At 41.3% G+C, this 25,167-nt stretch carries 18 protein-coding genes and 3 pseudogenes; 6 read left to right on the top strand and 15 right to left on the bottom strand.

Annotation, left to right across the window (positions count from 1 at the left end; all coding sequences use genetic code 11):
* Positions 1–162: 162 nt before the first annotated feature.
* Positions 163–1,419, bottom strand: a pseudogene (locus H6F42_RS22265) (STAS domain-containing protein); the annotation flags it as partial.
* A 567-nt stretch (positions 1,420–1,986) separates the two neighbouring features.
* On the opposite strand from H6F42_RS22265, the gene H6F42_RS04145 reads away from it, so the two are divergent.
* Positions 1,987–2,271 (top strand): DUF427 domain-containing protein, encoded by a 285-nt coding sequence (locus H6F42_RS04145; protein ID WP_190398097.1) that lies wholly within the window; start codon positions 1,987–1,989, stop codon positions 2,269–2,271.
* 29 nt (positions 2,272–2,300) lie between these two features.
* Here H6F42_RS04145 and H6F42_RS04140 read toward each other — a convergent pair whose 3' ends face one another.
* From H6F42_RS04140 to H6F42_RS04120, 6 genes are all read right to left on the bottom strand, one after another.
* Positions 2,301–3,992, bottom strand: coding sequence for a GspE/PulE family protein (locus H6F42_RS04140; RefSeq protein WP_190398096.1), 1,692 nt, complete (start codon positions 3,990–3,992; stop codon positions 2,301–2,303).
* Positions 3,993–4,134: 142 nt separating this feature from the next.
* The gene (locus tag H6F42_RS04135; RefSeq protein WP_190398095.1) at positions 4,135–4,938 is read right to left on the bottom strand and encodes an HpsJ family protein; all 804 of its coding nucleotides are present in this window, start codon (positions 4,936–4,938) and stop codon (positions 4,135–4,137) included.
* 150 nt (positions 4,939–5,088) lie between these two features.
* On the bottom strand, positions 5,089–5,424 hold the full coding sequence (locus H6F42_RS04130; protein WP_190398094.1) for a cyanoexosortase A system-associated protein: 336 nt from the start codon (positions 5,422–5,424) through the stop codon (positions 5,089–5,091).
* A 47-nt stretch (positions 5,425–5,471) separates the two neighbouring features.
* Positions 5,472–5,603, bottom strand: coding sequence for a hypothetical protein (locus tag H6F42_RS22055; protein WP_277873805.1), 132 nt, complete (start codon positions 5,601–5,603; stop codon positions 5,472–5,474).
* A gap of 313 nt (positions 5,604–5,916) precedes the next feature.
* Complete coding sequence (locus H6F42_RS04125) at positions 5,917–6,678, bottom strand: PEP-CTERM sorting domain-containing protein (RefSeq protein ID WP_190398093.1); 762 nt, start codon at positions 6,676–6,678, stop codon at positions 5,917–5,919.
* Between the two features lie 329 nt (positions 6,679–7,007).
* Positions 7,008–7,814: a cyanoexosortase A system-associated protein gene (locus H6F42_RS04120; protein ID WP_190398092.1), complete on the bottom strand. Its 807-nt coding sequence runs from the start codon at positions 7,812–7,814 to the stop codon at positions 7,008–7,010.
* A 60-nt stretch (positions 7,815–7,874) separates the two neighbouring features.
* Between H6F42_RS04120 and H6F42_RS04115 the strand changes: the two genes are divergently transcribed.
* The 4 genes from H6F42_RS04115 to H6F42_RS04100 all read left to right on the top strand — a co-directional run bounded on the left by H6F42_RS04115 (position 7,875) and on the right by H6F42_RS04100 (position 14,927).
* A complete protein-coding gene (locus H6F42_RS04115) occupies positions 7,875–9,473 on the top strand; it encodes a hypothetical protein (protein WP_190398091.1) in 1,599 nt (532 codons plus the stop codon).
* Between the two features lie 241 nt (positions 9,474–9,714).
* A complete protein-coding gene (locus tag H6F42_RS04110; protein ID WP_190398090.1) occupies positions 9,715–10,869 on the top strand; it encodes an ABC transporter ATP-binding protein in 1,155 nt (384 codons plus the stop codon).
* A 14-nt stretch (positions 10,870–10,883) separates the two neighbouring features.
* Positions 10,884–12,032 carry a spermidine/putrescine ABC transporter substrate-binding protein gene (locus H6F42_RS04105; protein ID WP_190398089.1) on the top strand — a complete coding sequence of 383 codons (1,149 nt, stop codon included), beginning with the start codon at positions 10,884–10,886 and terminating at the stop codon, positions 12,030–12,032.
* Between the two features lie 108 nt (positions 12,033–12,140).
* Positions 12,141–14,927 carry a low-complexity tail membrane protein gene (locus tag H6F42_RS04100; protein WP_190398088.1) on the top strand — a complete coding sequence of 929 codons (2,787 nt, stop codon included), beginning with the start codon at positions 12,141–12,143 and terminating at the stop codon, positions 14,925–14,927.
* A 142-nt stretch (positions 14,928–15,069) separates the two neighbouring features.
* Here H6F42_RS04100 and pgeF read toward each other — a convergent pair whose 3' ends face one another.
* The 8 genes and pseudogenes from pgeF to uraH all read right to left on the bottom strand — a co-directional run bounded on the left by pgeF (position 15,070) and on the right by uraH (position 24,563).
* Positions 15,070–15,816 carry a peptidoglycan editing factor PgeF gene (gene pgeF / locus H6F42_RS04095; protein ID WP_190398087.1) on the bottom strand — a complete coding sequence of 249 codons (747 nt, stop codon included), beginning with the start codon at positions 15,814–15,816 and terminating at the stop codon, positions 15,070–15,072.
* Positions 15,817–15,987: 171 nt separating this feature from the next.
* Entirely contained in the window at positions 15,988–16,770 is a 783-nt protein-coding gene (locus H6F42_RS04090) for a carbonic anhydrase family protein (RefSeq protein ID WP_190398086.1), read from the bottom strand.
* A 251-nt stretch (positions 16,771–17,021) separates the two neighbouring features.
* A pseudogene (locus H6F42_RS04085) lies at positions 17,022–17,195 on the bottom strand (IS5/IS1182 family transposase); the annotation flags it as partial.
* Positions 17,196–17,231: 36 nt separating this feature from the next.
* Positions 17,232–17,826: pseudogene (locus H6F42_RS04080) on the bottom strand (IS256 family transposase); the annotation flags it as partial.
* Positions 17,717–18,091, bottom strand: coding sequence for a hypothetical protein (locus H6F42_RS04075; protein ID WP_190398084.1), 375 nt, complete (start codon positions 18,089–18,091; stop codon positions 17,717–17,719). The gene H6F42_RS04075 and the pseudogene H6F42_RS04080, both read right to left, overlap by 110 nt.
* A gap of 94 nt (positions 18,092–18,185) precedes the next feature.
* Positions 18,186–21,923 (bottom strand): hydantoinase B/oxoprolinase family protein, encoded by a 3,738-nt coding sequence (locus H6F42_RS04070; protein WP_206755000.1) that lies wholly within the window; start codon positions 21,921–21,923, stop codon positions 18,186–18,188.
* A gap of 157 nt (positions 21,924–22,080) precedes the next feature.
* Positions 22,081–23,946 (bottom strand): iron uptake porin, encoded by a 1,866-nt coding sequence (locus tag H6F42_RS04065; protein WP_190398083.1) that lies wholly within the window; start codon positions 23,944–23,946, stop codon positions 22,081–22,083.
* 248 nt (positions 23,947–24,194) lie between these two features.
* Positions 24,195–24,563 (bottom strand): hydroxyisourate hydrolase, encoded by a 369-nt coding sequence (gene uraH, locus H6F42_RS04060; protein ID WP_190398082.1) that lies wholly within the window; start codon positions 24,561–24,563, stop codon positions 24,195–24,197.
* A gap of 191 nt (positions 24,564–24,754) precedes the next feature.
* Between uraH and H6F42_RS04055 the strand changes: the two genes are divergently transcribed.
* Positions 24,755–25,150: a gamma-glutamylcyclotransferase gene (locus tag H6F42_RS04055; protein WP_190398081.1), complete on the top strand. Its 396-nt coding sequence runs from the start codon at positions 24,755–24,757 to the stop codon at positions 25,148–25,150.
* The last annotated feature ends 17 nt before the right edge of the window (positions 25,151–25,167 follow it).

Genomic DNA, 25,167 nt, shown 5'->3' with positions numbered 1-25,167 from the left:
CCAAGGGAAGAAAAATTTTAATATGGGATAAAAGATTCTAAATACAGGAATTCTCTTAAGAAGTTTTTGGGTACGGTATAGCAATAAGCCGAACTTAGTAATATTGCTCACTCTATTGCGTTGAATTTTCTCGGAAAAGCGGAAACTGTTAGAGGTTTGTTCAATCACAAATAGCTTACTTAAGGAGGAGAGCGTTATAAGGGAACTGACAGCTTCACTGACACTCCAAAGTAATAGTACAGTTCCATTTGTTCGCGCAAGCTTGAGGCAATTAGTTAAAACTCCAAGCCCAGCACCATCCATATAGGTCGTGTGACTCATATCAATCACAATCTTTCTATAAAATTCGTCAGGATTGCAAATTGACTGAAAATCACTTAAGAATTCTCTGGCTGTCGAAAATTCTAATCTTTCGGGACTATAAATAAAGGCAACTTCATCAAAGGTTGCAATGGTGGCTTGTTTGTAATCTCGCTGATCGTTAGTAAATCCATCGGTCACAGGAATATAAACCGACTGCGGATAGCGATCTGCAATGGCGGCGCTCCTTACCACAATCAAATCCAAAACACGCATTTTCATTAATACCCATGCAGGTAAGCCAATATCTTGGAAGCGAGCTTTTGACTCTATGAAAACAACTTTACTATGGCAAATCCATTTAGCGATCAATAAATAGGGAATAGCAAATCCTGAACCAGTAGAAACCACTAAATCGGGAGAATGTCGTGGTACTACTTTAAACGCTAAGATAAAATTACGAATAATATTTATAAGGTTATCTTTGACGGGAATATAAGCCCAATATCGATGAATATCCGTGATTTCCCGCTCGGTGGTAATATTTTTGACTGAAACCCACACCCGATTTGGGTAATTTTTCCAAAATTCTTGAATGCTCTGCATATAGCGAAAATATCCACCAGAGGAACAAATTAACATTAATTTGTTGGCTTGATATTTGTCTTTAAGATATTCGCATAGTTGAGTTTCGTCAACTTGAGGCACGACTTCTGATGTCTGCTGCAATTTGATGAATTTGACTAAATCTCCGGGTGAGCGGGCGATCGCGATACCCCGTCTCTCAAAATCATCAGCAACTTCCATTTGATGATTGTCAATATGCTCTCGAAATCTCTGTAACCTTGGTACGAGAACATAGGGAGTATCTTTATCTTCTAAAAACTGAGCAACCCCTTCGTCACAATGACTAATGATCAAACTAGCACTATCAATAAAAGCTAGAAGCTCTTGATCTGATAGCTTCCGGTAAGCTCTAGCTCCGTCGGGTAAATAGGTGGAAGATCCATATTGAACTAGGACTTCTTCTTTAATGAGTTGATACTTTAAAAGGAGTTCAATCCAATGCATCAAAGCATTGAATTGATATTCTTCAGTGCCAACTATGATTAAAAGCATGTTTCAAGCCTGACTAAGTCGTAATCAATTAACTTACTATTATTTTCTGACTGGGGTAGAAATCTAAACTAGTTGGCATATTTATCGGAATCCATAATGTTTTGAGCTTATCGAAGATTTAGGGGTGTTTAATTAAAAGTATGTATCATTTTAATCCAAAATGAGTTTTCCTCAATGTTTTGCTAGGAATTTATTTTGAGAAGTTATTAATTGGGCTATCAATAATCTCTTGCCCACAACGCTTTGCGCTTAAACCCAAACCAAGAAAAATTTTGAAATCTTTGCAAAGCAAAGATTTCAAAATTTTTCTTGTGATTTATTTGATCAAAAAGAGCTACAAATCCACCGACTAGATCCTAAGGGCTTCTGTAGCTAAAGGTTATTCCATCAAGTGACACTAATACTTCTACAATTTGATTTCTGTATCAATAAGAACCTTGCTTTTTTATTGAATCCTAAAGGATTTGAGAGAGTGCGTCCCAAGGGGACATACTCTCTCAAATCCTTTAACCTCACCTTTACTGCTATAGTATTACAATATTCAGTATGTTACTTAAATCACAATCTATGACCCAAGCTATTTGGAATGGAGCTATTCTTGCTGAAAGCGATCGCTGTGAAGTTGTAGAAGGAAACAAGTATTTTCCTGCTGAATCTCTAAATATGGAATACTTTAAACCTAGCAGTACCCATACAACCTGTGGCTGGAAAGGGGTAGCTAGTTACTACAGTATTGAGGTTAATGGAGAGACTAATAAAGATGCTGCTTGGTACTATCCTGAGCCAAAGGATGCAGCTAAGCAAATTAAAGGCTATATCGCCTTTTGGCGAGGCGTAAAAGTCCAATCATAAAAACAAACCGCGCTTGGCGCGGTTTGTTTTTATGCATTGATGGCTTTGATATGGGCTTGGCGCGAAACGGGAGAATTAACTCGATGTAAAGAGCTACGGGGTAAAACTCGTAAAACCTCTTCTGCCGTAGTTATTCCTAAATTAAGTTTGTCGATCGCCGCAACTCGGAAAGAATTAAACTCAATTTCATTGAGATAACGATTCATTTGGGAGATTGTGCCTTCGTAAATCATATGGCGAAAGGCATCATCAATATCAATTAGTTCGACTACTGCTTCCCGCCCAATGTAGCCCGTAAAGAAACATTTTTCACAGCCTTTACCTTTGCGCCAACGACTGGGATCAATATCTTCTCGCTCCAGTCTTAGGGATTGAAGTTCTAAGGGAGTGGGATGATAAGAAATCGAACAATGGGGGCAGTTTTTGCGAAGGAGACGCTGGGCGACTACGCCGAGAAGTGCATCACTAATCAGTCCGGGGTCGGGACCTAGATCCTTGAGTCTGGGGATCGCGCTTGCAGCATCGTTGGTATGCATAGTCGATAATACTAGGTGTCCAGTTAGGGCGGCTCGAACCACTGTTTCCGCAGTTTCAGGATCGCGGACTTCACCCACCATCACAATGTCGGGATCTTGCCTGAGAATAGCGCGTAGTCCTGCGGCAAATGTCATGCCTGCGGGTTCGCAAACTTGAGTTTGCGTAATGTTTGGCAAAATATATTCAACGGGATCTTCCACGGTGATCACGTTGACATGCTCCTGAGCGATCGCCTGCAAACTAGTATAAAGAGTGCTGGTTTTACCCGAACCTGTGGGGCCCGTCATGATGATTAAGCCTTGGGGTTGCCTTAGCCAACTGTCATAAATTTTAAGGGCGCGATCGCTAAAGCCTAAGCTTTCTAAACGATTAGAAAAAGGATTATCGCGAGGTAATAATCTGATCACCGCCTTCTCTCCACACACACAGGGTAAAGTGCTTACCCGCATATCCAGATTGAGACTTAGGTTTTCGTCGCTTGTGTAGGCTCGACCAATGCGTCCATCTTGAGGGCGGCGACTATCGGCAATATCCATGTCAGACATCACCTTCAACGCCACAATAATTTTGCGACTAATCTCAAGGGGCAGAGTTTTAATATCTCGTAAAATGCCATCAATGCGATAGCGTACCCGTAAACCTTTAGGTGTTGGCTCTAAGTGAATATCACTGGCTCGATGTTGTAAGGCGATCGAGATCAGCGCATTAATGCGGCGAGTCTGATCAACTGCTTGGGATAGGTATAAATCTGTAACTTCACCAATATCAACTTGCTCGGTTTCCCCCGTAAGCGGATTGATAGGCTGTGCAGAATGGATTTCGTTGGGATTAGGGATATTTTGACGGCGGAACCATTTGCGATAGCTGTCAGTAGAAATTTTAATGACTTTAATATCAGTCAAAGTGCGATCGCTGATTAGCTTAATATGCTCGTCACTTAAAGTCTGGGGACTACCGATATAAAAACAATTGCGCCATAGTAGCAATGGAATTACTGGCGGCAACATATTCCGATCTTCAAATTCTCGAAAAAATCTATAGCTTAAATCTTGATCTAGCCAATTTAGGTGCAAGTCGCCATGAGGATCAACCAAAAACTGTAAAGCTTCTTCACAGGAAGAGATATTGCCATGGCGTAAACGTTTCCATACGGATTCCCCTGAATTATTTGGCGCTTGGCTCATGTTAGTTAGCTCATCATAGAACTTGAAAATATACTACAGTGAAAATGATGCAACACTTCATCATATCAAGCTTTTCAAGTCTATGGTTTCTCGAAACTATCAAGAAGAAGGTGACACAAAGTGTCACCTTCTTCTTGTGGTTTTAGGGATCTTCAGATTCATTGGTCGATGACTCATTCTCCAAAGTTGGGGCGCTGGCAATATCTGCCAAACTTGCTGGAGTTTTAGAACCCTTTTTCTTACGCTTGACGTTGGTTCTTGCCCATTTTGTCTGACTCCAAATTCCAAATAGAACTAGGGCGGAAATTATTGCTTCAAAATAGGATTTAATTGCTTGCTTGATAAGCTGACGAAAAGTTCTACTTTTGTTCTCTTCAACTTTTAATTTAACTTCATTTTCACTCTTAGTAATTTCGTCGGTTAGTTGCTTTCTCAGTTCATTAGGATCACTTTTATTTAACTTTAGATTAGGCGATCGCTTCTCAATAAAATCCGCAGCCCTTTGCAAATTATTATCATTCGTATTTTTCAAATTCTCCTTAGCCGCACTAATTTGGGAGATCTGCTGAGAAAGGATAAAGTTAGCTTGAGTGTTATTGTCATTATTAATGCGAATGGCGGAACTAACCCCGATTAGGAACATTAATATATAGAAAATACCCAATACTAAAGATAACCAAGACAGTACCTTCAGAATCGTCTTGCCAAAAGCAGAACGCGCCGTAGATTCACCATAAAAAACTAATACTAAGCCAATGATCGGCACAGGAGAAGTCCCTACCAATTTAGCCAATGTAGTGAATTCCCAAGTAGCATCTTGACCAAATCTGGGAGGAATTAAGGCTTCGGCAAAGTTAGACAGAGCTAGTAAAAGTAGCCCATAACCAGCCATGCGCAGCAGGTTTGCTGTAACTACTTCACTAGAGTTTGAATTGCTATTACTCATAATTAAAAATAGACACTGTAGATAATATTTGCTTTGTATTAGTAGCTACTCCCTTGATACCCAATAATTAGCTGTGCGGCGCGAAGCGCCGCACAGCTAATTATTGGGTATCAAGTAAGCATAATTAAAAATATGCACTTGCTAAATTTTTTATAGTGCTGGGAAACGAGGTTTCCACCATTCATACCATGAAATCCAAATTTTCTCTAACTTTTGATTAGCGGCTTCGCGATCGCTTTCCGATGAAATTGGTGTAGAAATCAAAGTCCACAAACAACGGCGATCGCGTAGCTCCTTTTGTCCCAATAGCCATCCAATAACTACATCTTTATCAATGGCTTGCTCACTACCATTGTCATCAAATTGCTCCCTAGTAACCGTTGAAATACCGCGTGGATTAATGCAGGAAGTCAAATAGGATCGATTTTGACTTGAGAGGATCACATGAAAGCCAATAGGGTCTTTGCGTACGCTTTGAGTACGCAATTGCTCATCATTAATATCAATGTTTCCCAGCTCTTTTACAAATGGTACTAAAATGGTGTTGGCTTTCCTATATTGCCATCTATAAGCGATCGCCCAAAAACCAATAAACCACTACCAACTAATATCGCTAGTAACCCATCCTGACTATCAGGTATCTTTTCCGTTGAATCTTCTTGCATGAGTAGGTTGTGGGAATTAAGTGTAGGATAAGCTAGCGATCGCGTAACCCATAACCCATAACCTTTCAGTAATTGATGTGTTATGCCGCACTGAGCGACTGTTTGAAAAGTTTTTACTCTATTGAATCACCTCTAAAAGTCATAATAAATTAGCTTTACTCATATTTAAGTTTGGGTGGATAAATTCAATCACCACAAGAGGGCTAAATATACTACTTTCAGCCCTCTTGTGATACAGCTAAAAAAATAAAGACATAAATAAAATATGATTTTTATTTATGTCTAAATATATTCAAAACTTTTCAAACAGGCTCTAAGCTTTACTTGCTTGATTCTTACGCTTTCTTAGTTGCTTACCACTGAAAATACCCGCAGCCAGGACAATACCCGCAGCAACACCAGGCACAGGCACAGCACGAACTTGCTCCTTTCTACCAATGCTGAAATCATCAAATGCGAAGAAATCAACTCCTGATGATGTATTTCCAAATGTAACTGATGAGAACAGATCATTAGTATCAGTACCAATGACACCAAAATAAAGTGACCCACCCCCCAATGTTTGTGTAGTAGGAACTGTAAATGTTTGGGTTCCACCAGTAACTTTATTAAAAGTTAAGGTAACTTGACCATTGAAGTCTCCAATATCAACTCCATAGAATCCAAAAGCGGCTTGAGCAGTATTAAAGGTGAGTGTAAAATTTCCACTAACTTCGTAAAACTTGCTGCCAGAAATTGCATAGCGACCAACACCATTGGTTGTGCCAGGAGTAACTGCTTCAATAGAACCACTACCAGTAATAGTTGCAAAATCAGCACCAAAAGCAGCAACGATAGGTGCTGTTGCCCCAATAGCTTTAGATTCAAATGTTTCTGTACCGACACCTACTAAATTTGAGAAGAAATTGTTACGTGCTTGATTAGATTGGGGAGTAGCAGCTAAGCGAACAGATTCGCCTTGTCCTTGATCTTGACCAAAATAAGTAAGATATGCTGCATCAGCAGGTTTAGCAGTACCCACGGACAGAGCAGCTAAACCAACTGCTGATACAAATAACTTTTGGACATTATTCATGACTTGTAATTCCTTTCCTTATGTAGGAGGCTAATTTGAGAATAGATGTGAGCTAAAACCAGAAACTTAGTGAACAGCCTTTAACTTTTATCCCCTTAAAGCATAGCGTCATATAATTTGATTTTCGCGTTTACAAAGTTATAAAAAATTACTTATAAGGTTATACAAAAGTTATAAGTCTAAAAATCATACTGACTATAAGCAAGTTACTCCCTTTCCACTCTAAAAATAGACAAAACCCAATAATTAGCTGTGCGGCGCGAAGCGCCGCACAGCTAATTATTGGGTATCAAGTAAGCATAATTAAAAATATGCACTTGCTAAATTTTTTATAGTGCTGGGAAACGAGGTTTCCACCATTCATACCATGAAATCCAAATTTTCTCTAACTTTTGATTAGCGGCTTCGCGATCGCTTTCCGATGAAATTGGTGTAGAAATCAAAGTCCATAAACAACGGCGATCGCGTAGCTCCTTTTGTCCCAGTAGCCAACCAATAACTACATCTTTATCAATGGCTTGCTCACTACCATTGTCATCAAATTGCTCCCTAGTAACCGTTGAAATACCGCGTGGATTAATGCAGGAAGTCAAATAGGCTCGATTTTGACTTGAGAGGATCACATGAAAGCCAATAGGGTCTTTGCGTACGCTTTGAGTACGCAATTGCTCATCATTAATATCAATGTTTCCCAGCTCTTTTACAAATGGTACTAAATCGCCTTCAGTACCGACTAAATAACGTAATTCAATATCTATTGGGGTGTTATCTATCAAATAGCTATATCTTTCGCCAAATAGATACTTTGATCGACCAAAAAATTCTTTTTCATCAATAATTGGTTGAGGTGGTTTTGCTTCAGAAATCTTCATGGATTGTGGGGCAAAATCAATTTGGGCAGGGAAATTAAATGGTGTTGGCTTGCCTATATTGCCATCTATAAGCGATCGCCCAAAAACTAATAAACCACTACCAACTAATATCGCTAGTAACCCATACCGAATTTTGTGATGCTTAACCTCTAAGGTTTCATCTAAAGCCTCTTGATCATTTGCTGGATCATTTGTATTAGATGATTTTACTTGGTCGGGACTATTAAGACTATCAGGGCTCTTGTCACTTGACTCTTGTTCCATAGTGAATATGTATTTAGAAATTTTTGCTATTGATTATGCCTAGTTCGCATAGGATACATTATGCATAGATCATCACCTAAACCTTCAACAATGACATCTTGGCTTGATCAGATTGGTAACTGGAATCCTCAGTTGCTACGCGAGATTCGTGGCAAATTAAAATTGCGAAATCTCATGGTCGCCATTGGCTTGTCTCTGTTGTTTCAAATCTTATTGCTATTGTTCTATAGCCAACGTATCCCTAGCACCGAATGCTATGTTCAGACTAGAGGCTTTGGCTGTGCGTCTTCGTGGAATGATTGGTGGCTCGAACAGTTTCGGATTTTGACATGGGCTGAACCATTTATTGTTTTTTTGGCAGGTGTTTATAGCTTGATCGCTGATCTTTCTATCGAAGACTACAAAGGCACTTTAAATTTCATTAGAATTAGTCCGCGATCGAGTATCAATGTGTTGATGGGCAAGATTATGGGAGTGCCACTTCTTGCCTATATCGGTATTGCTCTAGTAATTCCTTATCACTTTACGGCGGCGATCGGGGCTACTGTGCCGATCTCTTTTTTACTGAGCTTTTACATTCTCTTAATAGGTACTGCTTTTCTGATATACAGTACTGCTTTGCTATTGGCTCTGCTAAGTGGTTGGCAAGCCAAACTTGGCTCTCAGGTATCAGCAGGCGCTTTAATCTTTGCGTTTCTCACCTTTGTTTGGATTTCACCAGCTTTCATGTGGTGGAATATTTTTACAGCTTGGAGTGGCTTTAGCTCATTTTTAGTAGGTGGGCGCATTAGCCCTATTAAGCTTGAGTGGTGGTATTTACCGATTACCTCTAATATTTGGACTTCACATTTATTTACTATCGGTAACCTTGCTATTTTGAGCTTTGGTATTTGGCGCATATTAATTAGGCGATTTCATAACCCCACCGCGACCATCGTTAGCAAAAGACAAAGTTATGTCTTAACTACTTACCTAGAATTACTCATGCTAGGGTTTGCTTTGCAGACAGGGATCAATGCCGAAGAGTTTGGTTCGTCCGATTATCAACTTATTATCGTGCTGTTGCTTTACATCGCTAATGGCTTTTTGTTTTTAATGACGATTACCTCTTTAACCCCTAGTAGACAGTCTTTGCTCGACTGGGTAAGGTTTGGGGCTTTATCCACAGAGGAGCGCCCCATAGGTTTCGGTTATGTATTGCAAGATCTAATTTGGTCAGACAAAAGCCCCGCCCCGATCGCGATCGCCTTAAATCTTTTATTCACCCATATACCCATCTTGATTTGGTTAAATTCATGGACTAACGCAGAAATTCGCGGCAAGGCTTTAATCGTTTTAGCTTCCTTTACGCTCTCAATGCTGTTGATTTCCCTGATTACTCAATTAATTGTCTTTCTCAAAACCCGCAATCCCTCTACTTGGGCTACGGGTACAATTTCTGCCTTAATCTTCCTACCAGTTTTAATCATGCTCACCCTATCCATTAGTCCCGATCGCTATGCAGGATTATGGCTATTTTTTGGAATGCCTTGGGTCGTGGTTGCCAACATTAAATCTGCCGATGTTATCTTGGCTTTTGTAGGACAGATAGCCATTGTCATAGCTTTAAGTTTGCAGCTTGTGTATCAATTGCAACGTGCTAAAACGCGAGAGTCTTAAGCAGATAAGGGCGGCGCTTTGCGCCGCCCTTATCTGCTTATACCAAATCACAAAAGTATTGCTACACTTTTGTGATTTGGTATAAAATCGAAATCTTTATGAAGAGCATTGATTTTAAAAAGATTTAACAAAGCTTTTTGCAACAATTTTTGTTTGATTTGGGCGTAAACTGTTGTAAAAGTTATGAGACTATAGCAGCTTGTTACTAAATCATCATTAGTAGACGTTTGAGCATTACAACATGGCACAATCAATCACTGCTAAGCAGTTCGCCACTTCAACAGGTGTAGTTCCCGATGTTGAACTCCAACGAGTCTTTAAAATGTTTGGAGCGAATACCGTTGTCCAAGGTGTCGATTTGCAAGTCCAGCGAGGCGAACTTTTCAGTATTTTAGGACCCTCAGGTTGTGGCAAAACAACTCTACTCAGGCTAGTTGCAGGGTTTGAAGAGCCATCGGCAGGGGAAGTGCTGATCCAAGGGAATCCGATGACCTATATTCCCGCTTATCAACGCCCTGTCAATACAGTTTTCCAGAGCTACGCCTTATTTGGTCACATGACCATTTTTGATAACGTCGCCTTTGGATTGTCAGTCAAAGGAGTCGCTAAGCCCGAAATTCAGCAACGAGTTAAGGATGCACTTAAGCAAGTCCGCCTCGACCACTTAAGCGATCGCTATCCTAATCAAATTTCAGGTGGTCAGCAACAACGGGTAGCCCTTGCTCGCGCCCTTGTAAATCGTCCGAAGGTAATTTTACTAGATGAGCCTCTAGCTGCCCTTGACTTTAAGCTCCGCAAAGAAATGCAGGTAGAGCTATCTAACTTGCAATATGAATTAGGGATTTCCTTCATCATGGTTACCCATGACCAAGGAGAGGCGCTCGCGATTTCCTCTCGAATTGCAGTCATGAATCAGGGCAAGATTGAGCAGATCGGCACACCTGCGGAAGTTTACGATCGCCCATCTTCGGCATTTGTGGCAGACTTTGTTGGCGAGACAAATTTATTTGAATGTCGAGTCATTGAACAGGATGGAGCCTTTGTCGAATTGCGTTCATCCACGGGTTTAGCGATCGTGGCGGCGAAACCGCGAAACTGGCTACCGATCCCTGAAGCCGTCGTCAGTGTTCGTCCTGAAAAGATTAAACTTTCGACTGAATATCCCAACCAACCTTACAATACCTATCGCGGCATTCTCAATAACGTGCTGTACTTAGGGGATCATTCTCAGTTTGTAGTGGATCTGCACGCTAGCGAGAATGTCCCTCCCGTCAGAGTCATGCTTGTGCGCTCTAACCATCAAGGCGAAAAAACTCCTCCCTTTGATAGTCAGGTATATGTGTCATGGATGCCTGAAGATTGCGTTGCCCTACCCAAAACTGCGGTTGCTAGCTAATACCGACATAATCTATGAGTATCTCTCGGCGTAAATTTCTTAGACAGACTGCCTATGCCACCTCTGCTCTGGCGGGAGCATCCACCCTCGCCGCCTGTGGCATTTTTGAGAAAGATCCCCAAGGCGCAGATTCTGGGAAGGAAGAGGTCACTCGTCCTGTTACTCAAGATAAACAAACTTTGTATATTTATGGGTGGGCGACCTACGTTAATAACCAAGAGGTCTTAGAAGGTTTTACCAAAGAGACGGGAATTAAAGTAGTGGGTGATGCCTACGACTCTAATGAAGTAATGCTAGCCAAGCTAGAGGCTTCGGGGGGGCGATCGGGCTACAGCATTATTTATCCCAGTGATTACATGGTGACGCAGATGCGCGACCTGAAATTACTTGCCCCATTGAATAAAAAATTATTACCAAATCTAAAAAATATATCTGAAAATTATTTAGAGTTGCCCCATGATCGTGGCGCTGTATTTAGTATTCCTGTGAGTTTGGGAACAACAGGGCTTGCCTACAATGTTAAGGCGGTTAGATCGATCGTCGGCGACGAGCCGATGGATTGGAATTATCTCTGGGAGCATAAAAGCAAGCTCAGAATTACCCTTGTTAATGATCCCCGTGAAGTTATGGGGATGGCTCTCCATATGTTAGGTGGTTCGTATAATACTAAAGAACCAGAAAAAATTGAGCAGGCTTTTCAGAAACTCAGAGAACTTATGCCTGCGATCGCTAATTTCACCACGGATGCGTGGCGCGATCCCTTGGCTTCTGGCGATCTGATGATGTGTATGGCTTTTTCGGGAGATGCGATTAGCTTAGCGAGACAAGATCCTAATATCAAGTATATTTTGCCAAATAGCGGGACATCGATTTGGACAGATACAATGGCGATCCCCAGAGGAGCCTCAAATATTGAAGGCGCTCATGCTTGGATCAATTATGTAATGAAGCCTGAAGTTGCATCAAAAATTAGTGATGCTAATAGCTTTGGCACGACTAATAAACTAGCGAAATCAATGATCCCCGAAGATCTAAAAGCTATTTCCGCTTTAGAACCAACTGAAGCTATGATTTCCAAAAGTGGGCGCATTACCAAACTAGAACCTGAAGTTCTTCAAATTTATGAAGGTTTCTGGACGCGCTTAACTACTGGTTTGGGATAAGTCGATTTATTAGGTATCTCCTTAACGTAAACGTATCTAGTATCTGCTGGTATTTATGTGGTGCTTCTCAAATTTAAAAAATGTATAAATTATTTCTGAGTGTTATATATGAAATCCCCTAATTCCCAGTCCTTAAGTGGCTTTGCTTTAAGTGATAGTAACTTTGTGAGCAATCATCCATTTATTTGGGGGAATATTGCGCTAACTGCGGGTGTGCCTTGGTTATTAGCTTGGAGTATGGCGGGATTAGCAGTTGGTGATCCAGTATTTCCTACTTGGTTAGAGATTTTGTTGCTAGGATTTCCAGCGATCGCTTTAGGTGCATGGCTCCAGTGGCAACAGCCATTTTCGCCCTTTAGTCTTTGGTTTATCGCTAAGTCGTCCGCAGACTTAAGCGAAAATGAGCGTCGGGTATTAACACTGATTAAACAGCAACGCAACGGATGGCATGTTACGGGATGGTTGGCGATCGCGATCGCCTTGGTAATGAGTGCCATTTTTTGCAAAATCTATATTGCTGCACCACTCGCTCAAGCGATCGCGCCATTTCCCGCGGGGCTGAGATTATTTGGCATCCTATGGGCTGAGGTTTGTTTTTTATTGAGCAATATTTTGCTGCAATCGGGAGTTTCGGCTTTAAGGATTAAGCTTACGGCTGCGTCTGAGTTGTCTAATCTGCAACCATTTCCTGTGGAAAAAATTAAAAATAGTTTTACAACTATTGGTTGGCGATCGCCCCAGCTATTAAAGTTTTTTGAAGATGAGCCAGAGGCTGCAATTGTAGTAATTGATAGACAAAAAGAAATAAACGATACCCTCTTAGCTGAAACACCTGACGAATCCGAATCCGAAAATATAGTAGAGGAAATCCAAAATGATCTTGAAATTTCAGACCCTGAAGAATCCGAAAATGTAGTAGAGGAAATTCAAAGTAATCTTGAAATTGTAGACGAATCAATAGATTCACTTGAGCAACCCATCGAAAGTTTAATCGAAATTCCCGATTCTCAAGATTCTCAAGTATTGGAAAATCCACAAGAGATAGAAGCTGAAAATAACGATGAAATCAGCGAATTAGAACTACCCTCACCAGATCTTGAAGTTAAAGATGTAGATTTAACCAGTGAATCGCAAGTATCTGGGCACGAACCTGAAGTTGAAGTTGTAGATTTAATCAGTGAATCGCAAGCATCTACTGGGATTATCGAAGAAAATTTAAATGAAAATTCAATTATTATTGATTCTAGTGATGAAGCTGTAGAAACCAGTAATAATCAACCTGAAGAATTTATCAGTGAATCGATTGCAGATGTCTTTGAGCCTGAGTCTGAAGAACAAATCACAAGTTCAGAACTACAAGATGTTCAGGTAGAGGTCGAAGAATTTGTAGAGGAGCCTGAAGCGATCGCTCAACCTCCAGAAGATATTAACTTAGAGGTAGAGGTTGATATAACTTTAGAATTAGAAGCGGAACTTCAAGTTGAGCTAGATATTCAAGAAGTCATTAGTGATAGCCACGATGATGAAGCATTTCTAGAAACAGATCTAGAAAACAGTCTAGATGTACCTCAGACTGAAAGCCCTAGCGATTCTCTAGAGATAGATTTGGCAGATATCAATGAAAATCCTGAGTTAGGATTAGTAAATGAAAAAATTATTGCTGAAGAAGATATTTCTGGATTCATCTCCGACACAGCCGAGCAGTTAGAAGATGGAGTCTTGCTAAGTTCGGAACTCACCGAATCGCCAGAAGTTTCTGAAAGCTTTTCAGTTACAGAAGAATTAAGTAATGATTTACCCGAACAACCAGATGCAGTAGCACCTGAAAATGTTTTAGTTGTGGATAATGATTTAGTTGATCAAGTTGTAGAATCTTCGGATTCTTATGAGCAAGAATTATCTGAAGCAGTTGTTGACGCTACCTCAAAAGTTGATAGTAAGGCTATACATTTTCTTAAAAAAGCTCGCAAAAAAGGTTTTGCTCAAAAAAATTATGGATTTGGTAAGCCAGTAAAACCTGCTAGCGCGAATACCACTAATCCTGAGGCGACAGAACCAGAAAAAGCGGAAGTTGATAGTTTTGCCGAAGAATCACAGGTTGAGGAGATTATATCTGAAACCTCTATAGAGACCGCAGATATAATCTCTGACGTTTTTGATGCAGGCGAAGAGTCTAAATCAGATGCAGATGAGGATGTGGCGCTTACTCAAGAATCTATAGATGAGCCAACTGAAGAAGAATATTCTCCAGATTTTGATGAGGAGCTAGATGAATTAGTTACCTTTAATTTTTATGTTGAAAATATCTTGAGACAGTATTTAGAAGAACCTAGTGAAGAGATAACGGAAATGGCACAAAATGAACAGGTTGAAGACCAAAAGCTTGAAGATCAAGAGGTTGAAGATATCATGGAGATATCAGCAATATCCGAGCAAGCCACTGAAATTGCGGAAGAGATCCTAATTGCTGAATTAATCCAAGAGGAAGAAAGTAGTAATCAAGAAGTGGAAGAAATTGTTGAAATTGCAGCAATATCCGAACAAGCCACTGAAATCGCTGAAGAGGTCTTGATCTCTGAAGATAATTTGGAAAATAGCATCCCTCAGTCAATGGAAGTACCGATGGAGACTCAGGTTAATGTCTTAAACACTGAGCCAAATACTGAGCCAAATATAGAGGCGATCGCTTCCGAAGAGGGGGCGAAATATTTGGTGCAGGAGTCTCTGGTCGATCAGTTTCTTGCCAAAATTGAAGAATTAAACATTGCTGACAAGGCTAATAAAGCTACGGGGGAAAAAGATGCAAAATCTAGAGTGTCAGATGAAATCGATGAATTTGCCGATCTGGAAGCCTTGCTGAATAACAACCCTTCAACGGAAGGATCAAAAGAATGATCTAATACAAAAGCCCAAAATGGCTATGCCATTTTGGGCTTTTGTATTACTCCTTTCCTATTATAAAAATAGACATTAAAACCCAATAATTAGTAATGCGGCGCTTCGCGCCGCATTACTAATTATTGGGTGGGCTTAGACTTTAAGCGATCGCAATGCCCGACCACTGCACTTGAGGCGCTCTAGGGAGGGGATTAGGATTGTTGAGAAAATATCGACGATAGGAAAAGAAAATTTCCTCATTTTGCAGAGTGCAGTAAGGCGCGATCGCCACATTTTCTAAAGGTATTCCTAATTCCTGAAGTTGTTGCAATTGTACTTGGCGTAAATCAAGCTTTACCCTCTCAGGATGATCATCAGGATGTAACCCCACTGGTTGCTTGACCGTAGCGGTTACTTGATTAGCTACATCTTGAGTTACTTGATAAACCTTGCCAGAAATTGCGGGTCCAAGCGCAACTCGTAAATCGATTAACTCACTCCCTTGTTCGCATAAAGTAGTGATCGCTTTAGTAACGATGCCTGCCGCAGTTCCCCGCCAACCTGCATGGATTGCAGCGACCGAGCCTGATTTGAGATCGCCGATTAAGACTGGTACACAATCAGCCGTACAGACCCACACCGAATGATTGTGTTGATCGTCACGGGTTGCCCATACCCCATCAGCTTCAGGTAATGTATCTAGAGCATCGTTAATTTCGTTCCTATGAATTAACCGATTACCATGTACCTGCTTCGCTCGATAGGCTTTTCCTGATTCCGCAAGATTAAAATGTAAATCTTTAGGTAATTTAGGAGCGTGCGATCGTGTAAAAAAACCATGCTTCCAGTCAGCTAATAACTCGCACGTTAATACACCATTTTGCCATTCCCACTGATTTGAGGTCATTGTTTTACTTTACACTTGCAAGATTATGTAGCAATCCTACCCCCTTCCCAGTAAATAATTAGCTGTGCGGCGCAAAGCAGCACCCAGCTAATTATTTACACAAAACCAGAAACGAGTGGCGGCGCTTCGCGCCGCCACTCGTTTCTGGTCAAGAATGGCAACAACTATAAACTACAAGTGTAATTTTATTAATCTTGAGTTAGATGATTGAATTGGTCTGGCATCTACCTGATATAGCTTTTGAAATTCTTGAATTTGTTCTTCTGAAATAGTAATCGGTTCTGCAAAGACATTCCATTTTACGCCCTCACTACAGGGTGGCGTAGTGAGTGAGCCATCATAACTGTAATAGGCTCTACTCATAGGCAAAAGTTCGGAAACGTTAATTTGGCGATCGCTAACCAACTTTGTCGTTTTTATAGCAGGGATATTTCCCCAAATCTCTGCAATAAGCGGATTAGCCCTACCATTTTGGATCATTACTCCCACAACTGCCAATGTACCCGAAGCGTTCCGATGGACTAAATGTAATTCCATTGCATAGGCTTTACTATTAATATTGTGTTCACTGGGAGTATGAAAATGGAATTGAACTAATTCGTATTTCTCACCATTGATAGTCACACTACTACCCTTGTCGTAATTAACCTGAATGGTATGACCATTATTAATAATTTCTAAAGAAGAAGGAAGGTAATTAAATTCGATTTGGTCTTGATTGCCTGATATTACATAGGAATTTGTAATATTAATTGGAGATTGAGATTTACCTAGCTCACATAATGCAAAGTTTTTACTTAAGCTACTCCATTGAGTTGGGTTTTCTGAGCCACCATATCCCCAATGAGTAGAATCTTCAGCTAGGACGATGGATGTTGCACCTATCCATAATGCTCCAGTAATAATAATTAGAGATACTATCTTTTTAATGAGCTTCCAGTTGAATATATCCATATAAGTTCAGAGTTTTTGCCTAACTAGTAAAAATTAATTCCAAAAAACAAATCTAAAAGTAGACAATACAACACTTTTTAGGAGGGCTAATTTTTTACTAAAAAACTTTATTTTTAGATATATAGCAAATTCCAGCCTAGTGAGGTACAGTATAAAAGAAAAGAAAGAAAGTTTTTCAGATATAAATTAGCATAAGAGCATATTCAATAGACCTCTTGCAGAACTGAGATTAGGGTGGAGAAACAGAGGACTTAGCAGCAAGCAACTTCAAAGTTATAAATAGCAGCAATCAAATTACAACGTAAGCCAAAACGACGACGGCAATTACGATAAAGCAAAGAGAGAATCTTAAAAATTTTCAGACGACGATTAACATGCTCCATAGCAATACGCTGCCGTGCAAGTTGCTCATTAAAGCGCTTATTTTGAGACTGTCAAGGAAAATGTGTAAAGTCTAGAAACTAGATGTGGAGACGATCTTCAAAGAGGATAGCAAAGCGATTGAGAGCAGGCTTCCAATCACGAATGGAGCCTTGTCCATTTCTTAGAAATATTCCGCATCGCCAAATAAACCAACTTGAAAGCAGCCTCATCAGAGGGAAAAATCTGTTGAGATTTAATCTTACGCAAACTGCTATTCATTGACTCAAGTGCCTTGGTAGTATAAATCGCTCTACGAATCTCAGGAGGAAAAACAAAGAAGGGGATAATATTCGCCCAATGACTGCGCCAAGACTTGGAAATCGACGGATATTGCTTGTCCCATTTTTCAGCAAACAACTCAAGGTTAAACTCCGCCTCTGATTCCGTCGCAGCAGCATAAATTGCTTTGAGGTCAGCACAAACTTGCTTGCGTTGTTGCCAAGGGACAAAAGCGACTGAATTTCTGACCATGTGGACAATGCATAATTGCACCTGAGTTTTAGGAAACACAGTTTCAATAGCATTAGGAAATCCAGTCAAGCCATCGACACAAGCAATCAAAATATCTTTGACCCCACGGTTGTGAATTTCGGTGAGTACCGCCAACCAGAATTTTGCTCCCTTCGACAGCGAGAAATCCACATACCCCAACTTGGAGATCTTGAAAACAAACATCAGCCCGTAGTTCTTTTTCCCCATCGTCAAGCAAGGTATTTTTGCGAATACGAATTCTAAAGGGGGTATATGGGTCACACAGCAAATAATCAAACCATTCTTCACCCACAAACTCTCGGTCTGCGGTCAAAAAGTCGATTTTGCGGTCTGCAAATATTTCCAGAAAGCGATTCCACAATTCACAGCGTTCGCGAGTGTTTGAATTACCTTTTTTATCCAGCATTATCCATACCAAGGGGAAGGCGACACCGTGATGCACTACCCTCAAGGTCAACACATTAACACTGTCTTACCGAATTGCCAATCAGTGCAATGCCCTATCCATAGCCTCCGCCAGCAGGAGTTTCAATCACAAAAGTATCTCCAGATTCCATTTGGACTGTAGCAGTACTGATTAAATTGGTAATTGTGCCATCATTCCTTACTACATAATTTCGACCCGTTGCGCCTGCCTCACCACCATTTAATCCAAAAGGAGAAATAACGCGACTACTTGACAAAATTGCCGCAGTCATTGGTTCCAGAAACTTGATTCGTCTAGTCACACCATTACCGCCTCTGTGTTTGCCTTTGCCGCCACTGTTTGCCCTAATTGAGAACTCTTCCAAAAGCACAGGAAAGCGCCATTCCAGAATTTCGGGATCAGTGAGTCGCGAATTGGTCATATGAGTTTGAATTGCATCCGTCCCATCAAAATCAATCCCCGCACCCGATCCACCGCAAATAGTTTCGTAGTATTGATAGCGATCGCTACCAAAGGTAAAGTTATTCATCGTTCCCTGTGAGGCTGCCATCACACCCAACGCACCATACAAAGCATTAGCGATCGCCTGAGAGGTCTCCACGTTTCCCGCCACTACTGCCGCAGGATAAACAGGATTGAGCATCGAACCTTCAGGAACAACAATTTCCAAAGGTTCCAAACATCCCCCGTTGAGAGGGATATCATCATCAACGAGAGTACGAAACACGTACAACACAACCGCCTTACAAACGGCAAGTGGCGCATTAAAGTTATTCCCTAATTGTGCCGAAGTTCCCGTAAAGTCAATCTTTGCAGTTCTCTCAATGGGATCTAAGCTGACGGAAACAACTATTTGACTGCCATTATCAATAGGATAAACAAATTTACGTTCATCTTTTTCCTTTGCTAAATTTGCGATCGCTTTCCGAATTGCAGATTCAGCATTGTCGCGCACAAAGCCCATATAGGCTTGAACTGTTATCGCGCCATAATGATTTACCATACGCTGAAGTTCCTTTGCACCACATTCATTGGCGGCGATCTGGGCTTGTAAATCTGCAATATTTTGAGTAGAATTACGGGCTGGATATGAACTAGAAGTTAATAAAGCGAGGGCTTCCACTTCACAAAATTTTCCATTTTTTACAAGCTGGAAATTATCAAAGAGAATTCCCTCTTCTTCGATGCTCGTACTATTAGAAGGCATTGAACCGGGGGTGATACCGCCAATATCCGCATGATGTCCTCGGGAAGCGACATAAAAAATGGGTTGTGCTGAATCAATAAATACAGGCGTAATCACCGTAATATCAGGTAAATGTGTTCCCCCGTTATAGGGATTATTGGTCGCAAACACATCACCAAAATGGATATTCGTAGTTCCCTTTTCGCGAATTAAAGCCTTCACACTTTCACCCATCGAGCCAAGATGAACAGGAATATGTGGCGCATTTGCAACTAATTCACCTTCGCGATTAAAAATTGCACAGGAAAAGTCCAAGCGCTCACGGATATTCACACTCGCACTTGTATTTTGCAGCGTAAATCCCATCTGCTCAGCAATGGATTGAAAAAGATTATTAAAGATTTCTAATTTAATAGGATCAGGAAGCGATCCGTCTAAATCCCCCTTTATAAGTGAGACTTGAAGAGAATCTTCTCTCCCATCTGTTTGATATTGAGGCGATCGCCTTAATATCAAACAATCATCCTCATTCAGTTCTGCTTCCCAATTCGGCTCGATCGCATTAGTACCCGTCGCATCAATAATCAATGCTGCCCCCACAATGCGATCGCCTACGCGCAAATCCTCACGCCGCAATACAGGAGTTTCGCGCCATGCACCTGCCATGTAAACTTGGGCTTTTTGGATGTCAGCTGTTAACGATTGGTGGTTAGCTTTTTTACTTTTTAGTTTCTCCTTTTTTCTGGAAATGATGATTTCCACAGCGATCGCTTCCACTATTAGAGACTTATCTGCAAAGATAAAGCCATAGCGATCTTTATGCAAAGTTGTAAAACTGGTTCGCAAATAATCTAACGTTTCTTGTGAAGAGAATTGGAGAGGATTGGAAATTATCACCGTTAGCGATGAATCTGTGCCTGTGTAACGCAATCGCAAACTGGTTTCAATCTGCAAATCACCATCTTCATTACCTTGTAAAATCTCGGTCTTGCCCTCTTCACTGAGGTTCTTCGCAATCGTTTCGAGTTCCGCAAGCAATTCTAAATTTAGTTCTGATTCTACCGAGCGATCGCGAATCGTGCGAATATCAGCTAAACCAATGCCATAGGCAGATAACACCCCTGCGTAAGGATGGATAAATACCTGCGTCATCCCTAACACATCCGCGATCGCGCAGGCGTGCTGCCCCCCCGCACCGCCAAAACAACAGAGTACATATTCCGAGACATCATAGCCACGCTGTACGGATATTTTCTTGATTGCCATCGCCATTTTTTCGACCGCAATTTCTAAGAAACCTTTGGCGACTACTTCAGGCAAAACAGGCTGTCCTGTGATTTGACTAATGGTTTGGGCTAATTCCGTGAACTTCTCAACCACAACTACGCGATCAAGGGGTAAGTTCCCATCTTTACCAAATACTTTTGGAAAGAAATCAGGTTGTAATTTCCCTAGCATCACATTGCAATCCGTTACGGCGAGATTACCGCCATTGCGATAACAGGCTGGGCCGGGAAATGCGCCTGCTGATTCGGGTCCTACCCGATACCTTGCTCCATCAAAAAATAGTAATGAGCCGCCGCCTGCCGCCACCGTATGGATTGCCATCATTGGTGTACTCAGCCTCACACCAGCAACTTCCGTAGATAGCGATCGCTCATAACTCCCAGCATAATGCGCCACATCCGTGGAAGTTCCGCCCATATCAAAGCTAATAATTTTCTCAAAACCTGCTTGTAGACAGGTCTGCACAGCCCCCACAATCCCCCCTGCTGGTCCCGAAAGAATACTGTTTTTTCCTTGAAAAGTTTTCGCTTCCGTTAAGCCCCCATTAGACTGCATGAACATTAATTTCGTAGTCTGATTACCTTCTCCTGCGGGAAAGGGGTAAAGCGGGCAGGTCTGATTAAGTTCAGAACTAACGCGATCCACATAGCGTTTGAGAATTGGTGATAGATAGGCATCAACAACCGTTGTATCGCCACGGCTGACAAATTTAATCAGCGAACTAATTTCATGGGATACAGAAATTTGCGTAAAGCCAATTTGCTTCGCTAATTCGGCTAATCTTTTCTCATGGTGCGGATAGCGATAACTATGCATTAAGGCGATCGCGCAAGCTCTAATTCCTAAATCGTAGACTTTTTGTAATTCTCTAATAGCTGCATCTTCATTTAAAGCAATTAGAACTTCCCCATAAGCGCTATAACGTTCTTCTATTTCAATTACTTGCTCATAGAGCATTTCAGGTAACACAATATGTCTGGCAAAAATATTCGGACGATGCTGATAGCCAATCCTCAAGGCATCTCGAAAGCCTTGAGTAATTAATAAAACCGTGCGATCGCCTTTTCGTTCCAACAAGGCATTAGTCGCCACGGTAGTTCCCATTTTAATTGCGGCTATCTGCTCAATGGGAATTGATGCATTGGGCGAAAGTCCTAAAATATCGCGAATTCCTTGGATAGGCGCATCGGTATAGCGATCGGGATTTTCAGAAAGCAATTTATGCAGCACGATCTCCCCATCGGGACGCTGAGCGACAATATCCGTAAAAGTACCTCCGCGATCGATCCAGAATTGCCATTGGTTGTGGGATGTGCTGTTGAGTTCCTGCATAGTCATCGGTAGGGGATCGCTAAATAGCCCCGAAGCTAAGCTTAAGGGCTACATTCAAATGTTAGCACTAGTTCATCTTTGCCCTTCCCTCTCACTCCATCCAAATAAATAAAGGCGACGCAAAGCGTCGCCTTTATTTATTTGAGTTTTGCGTAGCTACTTACTAGAAACTAAACTGTGTGCGGAGATTTCCCACAAATACAGTTGGGTTAGTAGAAAAGTTATTGGCATTGAAGATTGCATAGAATGCAGGGACGATCGCAATATTTTTCGTGATCGGATAGTAATAAGACAATTCCAGATCGTACTGAGTTGCGCCATCACCACCGCCCGAAACAAGGAAATTACGTCCACTGCTATAGCTATAGGGAACCACAAAGGAAAGAACACCTAAAGCACCTTCCTTAAACAAATCTGGGAAGCCTAAACCAAACTGAAATGCATTTACATTGATGCTACCGCCAGCTACTGCGGGATTTAGCGGAGAAATTTTGGTACTACCATAGGAATAACGACCAAAAACACCGAAGTTCTTAGAAATCAACCAATCGAAGTTCAAGATAAGGGTATCTGCGGTGGCGTTGCTAATACCACCCCCTTGACCATCATCAGCAATACCATAGGGTAAAGGCTCAGCAGTTGCACCACCAATGCGATCGCCATTAGATTTAATGTTAGAGCGAGTATACAAGAAGCGAATATTTGCATCACGGCTTGGTGAATACACTAATTCCGCCGTCAAGGTATTAGTACCGCCAAATAAGCCCTGTTGGGGATTGCTGGAGGTGTTGAAGTTGGGGTTAGCAGCACTTAAAAATTCTGTGTTCTCACCTAAATACGCCGCAGTTAACCTAAATTGAGGGTTAATCGTCCAAGCAACAACTGCACCCGACCCGCGATCAACTGAATTGGATAGAGTACTGCCATTCGAGTTAAAGCTAGTTGCACCAGTTAAGAAGTTAGTGAACCTATTTTGATCGAAGTAACGATAGAAGTTAATCCGAGGACCGATCGCCACATTAACATTGCTAGCAGCAGGGAAACTATAAAATAACTCACGAATATTAAACTGATTGGCAACAGGTACACCTGTTTGTTCAAGAAATGGAGTTCCCGTTGAATTCGTAAAACCTGCTGAAACAAAGTTGTTAGCTGGAGAATTCCCATTACCCGTAACTAATTGGGTTACTAAGGCATCTTTACCCGTGAAGGATGTGGTGAGAGTTAGAAATAGATAGTAACTTGCCGTAACGTTAGGCTTTTGAGTAACAACTCGATTGGGTACACCACCTGCACCACGAGGGGGCGTTGCCAAAATATTACCTGCATTAAGGCGCTCGGCAGTCACATCACCCGAAGCCGTTGCACCTGTGAGGTTGAAGAAAGCTAAACCACTGAGTTTTGTGGTTGGTGAAAACTGTTGCGCTTCAAGAGTTGCAACCTTTTTGTCAAGGGAGTCAATGCGACCACGCAAAGTAGATAACTCTGCTGCATACTCTTCTTGCAATTTTTGTAAAGTTGCCAAATCCTCTTTGGAAACTTTGTCGGCTAAGCCTGCGGAAATAATCTCATTAACTTTATCTAGGCAAGCATTTAAACCGGCCGCAAACTCATAGCGCGATAAGGCTTTGCCACCACGGAAAGTACTATCTGGATATCCTGCAATACAGCCATAGCGCTCGACTAGGGATTGCAATGCGGTAAAAGCCCAGTCAGTCGGGCGAACATCGGACAATTGCGAGACGGAAGTAACCGCCGAAACTTCGGTAGGCTCAGCTAATTTATCAACTTCGATAGTAGTGATCGCTGACGATCCCGACGATAAACTTTGTTGAAGATTAACTGTGGACTCTTGGCGATCGATCAGATTACTTATGGAAGTTGTTTCTGGGGAAGATGGATTAGTGGGTAAATCTTGATTTAAATTTACTGATGTTTGAGGTGCAGCGTTTGCTGACGCATCATATAAACCAGACAATGCGAAAAATATCGCCAGACATGAGAGCGAACTATTGAAAGCCTTTGACATAACTCCTCAAACCAATTACATGAGCGACAAATTCCCTTACTCCCTTCCTATCGAATAATTAGAGGTGTAGGGCTTTGCCCTACACCTCTAATTATTCAGTTTATAAAATTTATTCTTTTGCTAGGAAAGGGGTAGCAGAAAAAGAAAGTAAAATTTCGGAATAATTTGGATACTGTATACAGTATCCAAATTATTCCGATTAAACTGTTTGTTACGATCGCTTTCTGTATTAGAGATTACAAAGGTGTTTAACTACCGCGATAGGTGCTGTAAGCCCAAGGCGATACCAATAGAGGCACATGGTAGCGATCGCTTTTACTGGCAATCCCAAAGCGGATGGGGACGCGACTTAAAAAAGCAGGATTAGTCAGGGAGATTCCTAAATTCGCAAAATAATCACTCACATCAAACCAAAGCTCATAGATACCAACTTGCATTTCTTGATCATTGAGCAATAACTCATCGGTTCGACCATCTTGATTGGTATAAACAGTTTTAATCAAACTTTTCGCTTCATAAATACCTTCAATGGCGATCGCCCACAGTTCGATCTTCATATTTTTAGCAGGACACCCATTGACCGTATCGAGAACATGGGTGGAAAGTTTACCAGACATACTTAGGGGATCTTTTTCTAGAAGCTTGTAGTTGCATACTGTATACAATAAACTGATATAGCGCTTTTCAAGCAAGCGAGTTATAGAGGTTTGTTTTCCCGCCAAAGGTGGGAAAACAAACCTCTAGTTCGCTAGACAACAAAGCGCTATATCAGTTACAAAGTTCAACCATATTTTCAATATTGCTACTTATGACCGCATCCAATGGGACAAGACGAGTTTTTATCTGTGGTTCGGCGCTACGTGGACAACCAGATCACGGTAATTTGCAAGAAGCTAAATTTATTCGCACGGCAAACACTCAATCTCGCTATCGACTCCATGCCGCAGGAGATGGTTGGCATCCTGCGATTTATGAAGTTGAAACGGGTGGGATCTCCATTCCGGGAGAAGTGTATGAGATGAAAATAGAAGAATTTGATTATCTCGCCAGCAATGAGCCTCCTCATATGTATCCTGCGGATGTTTATTTAGAAGATGGTGAGGTGCTTACGGCGTTTTTGTATCCCAAGGAATTAATCGAAAAATTTAATTGGATTGATATTTCTGATCTCGGTGGCTGGGCAGCTTACAAGAAAAGTAAATAAACAAGTGCGGCGCTTCG

Source organism: Pseudanabaena sp. FACHB-1998 (assembly GCF_014696355.1).
Lineage (GTDB): Bacteria > Cyanobacteriota > Cyanobacteriia > Pseudanabaenales > Pseudanabaenaceae > Pseudanabaena.
Note: the sequence above shows the minus strand (reverse complement) of the source record. Positions and strands in the feature narration are given on the sequence as shown.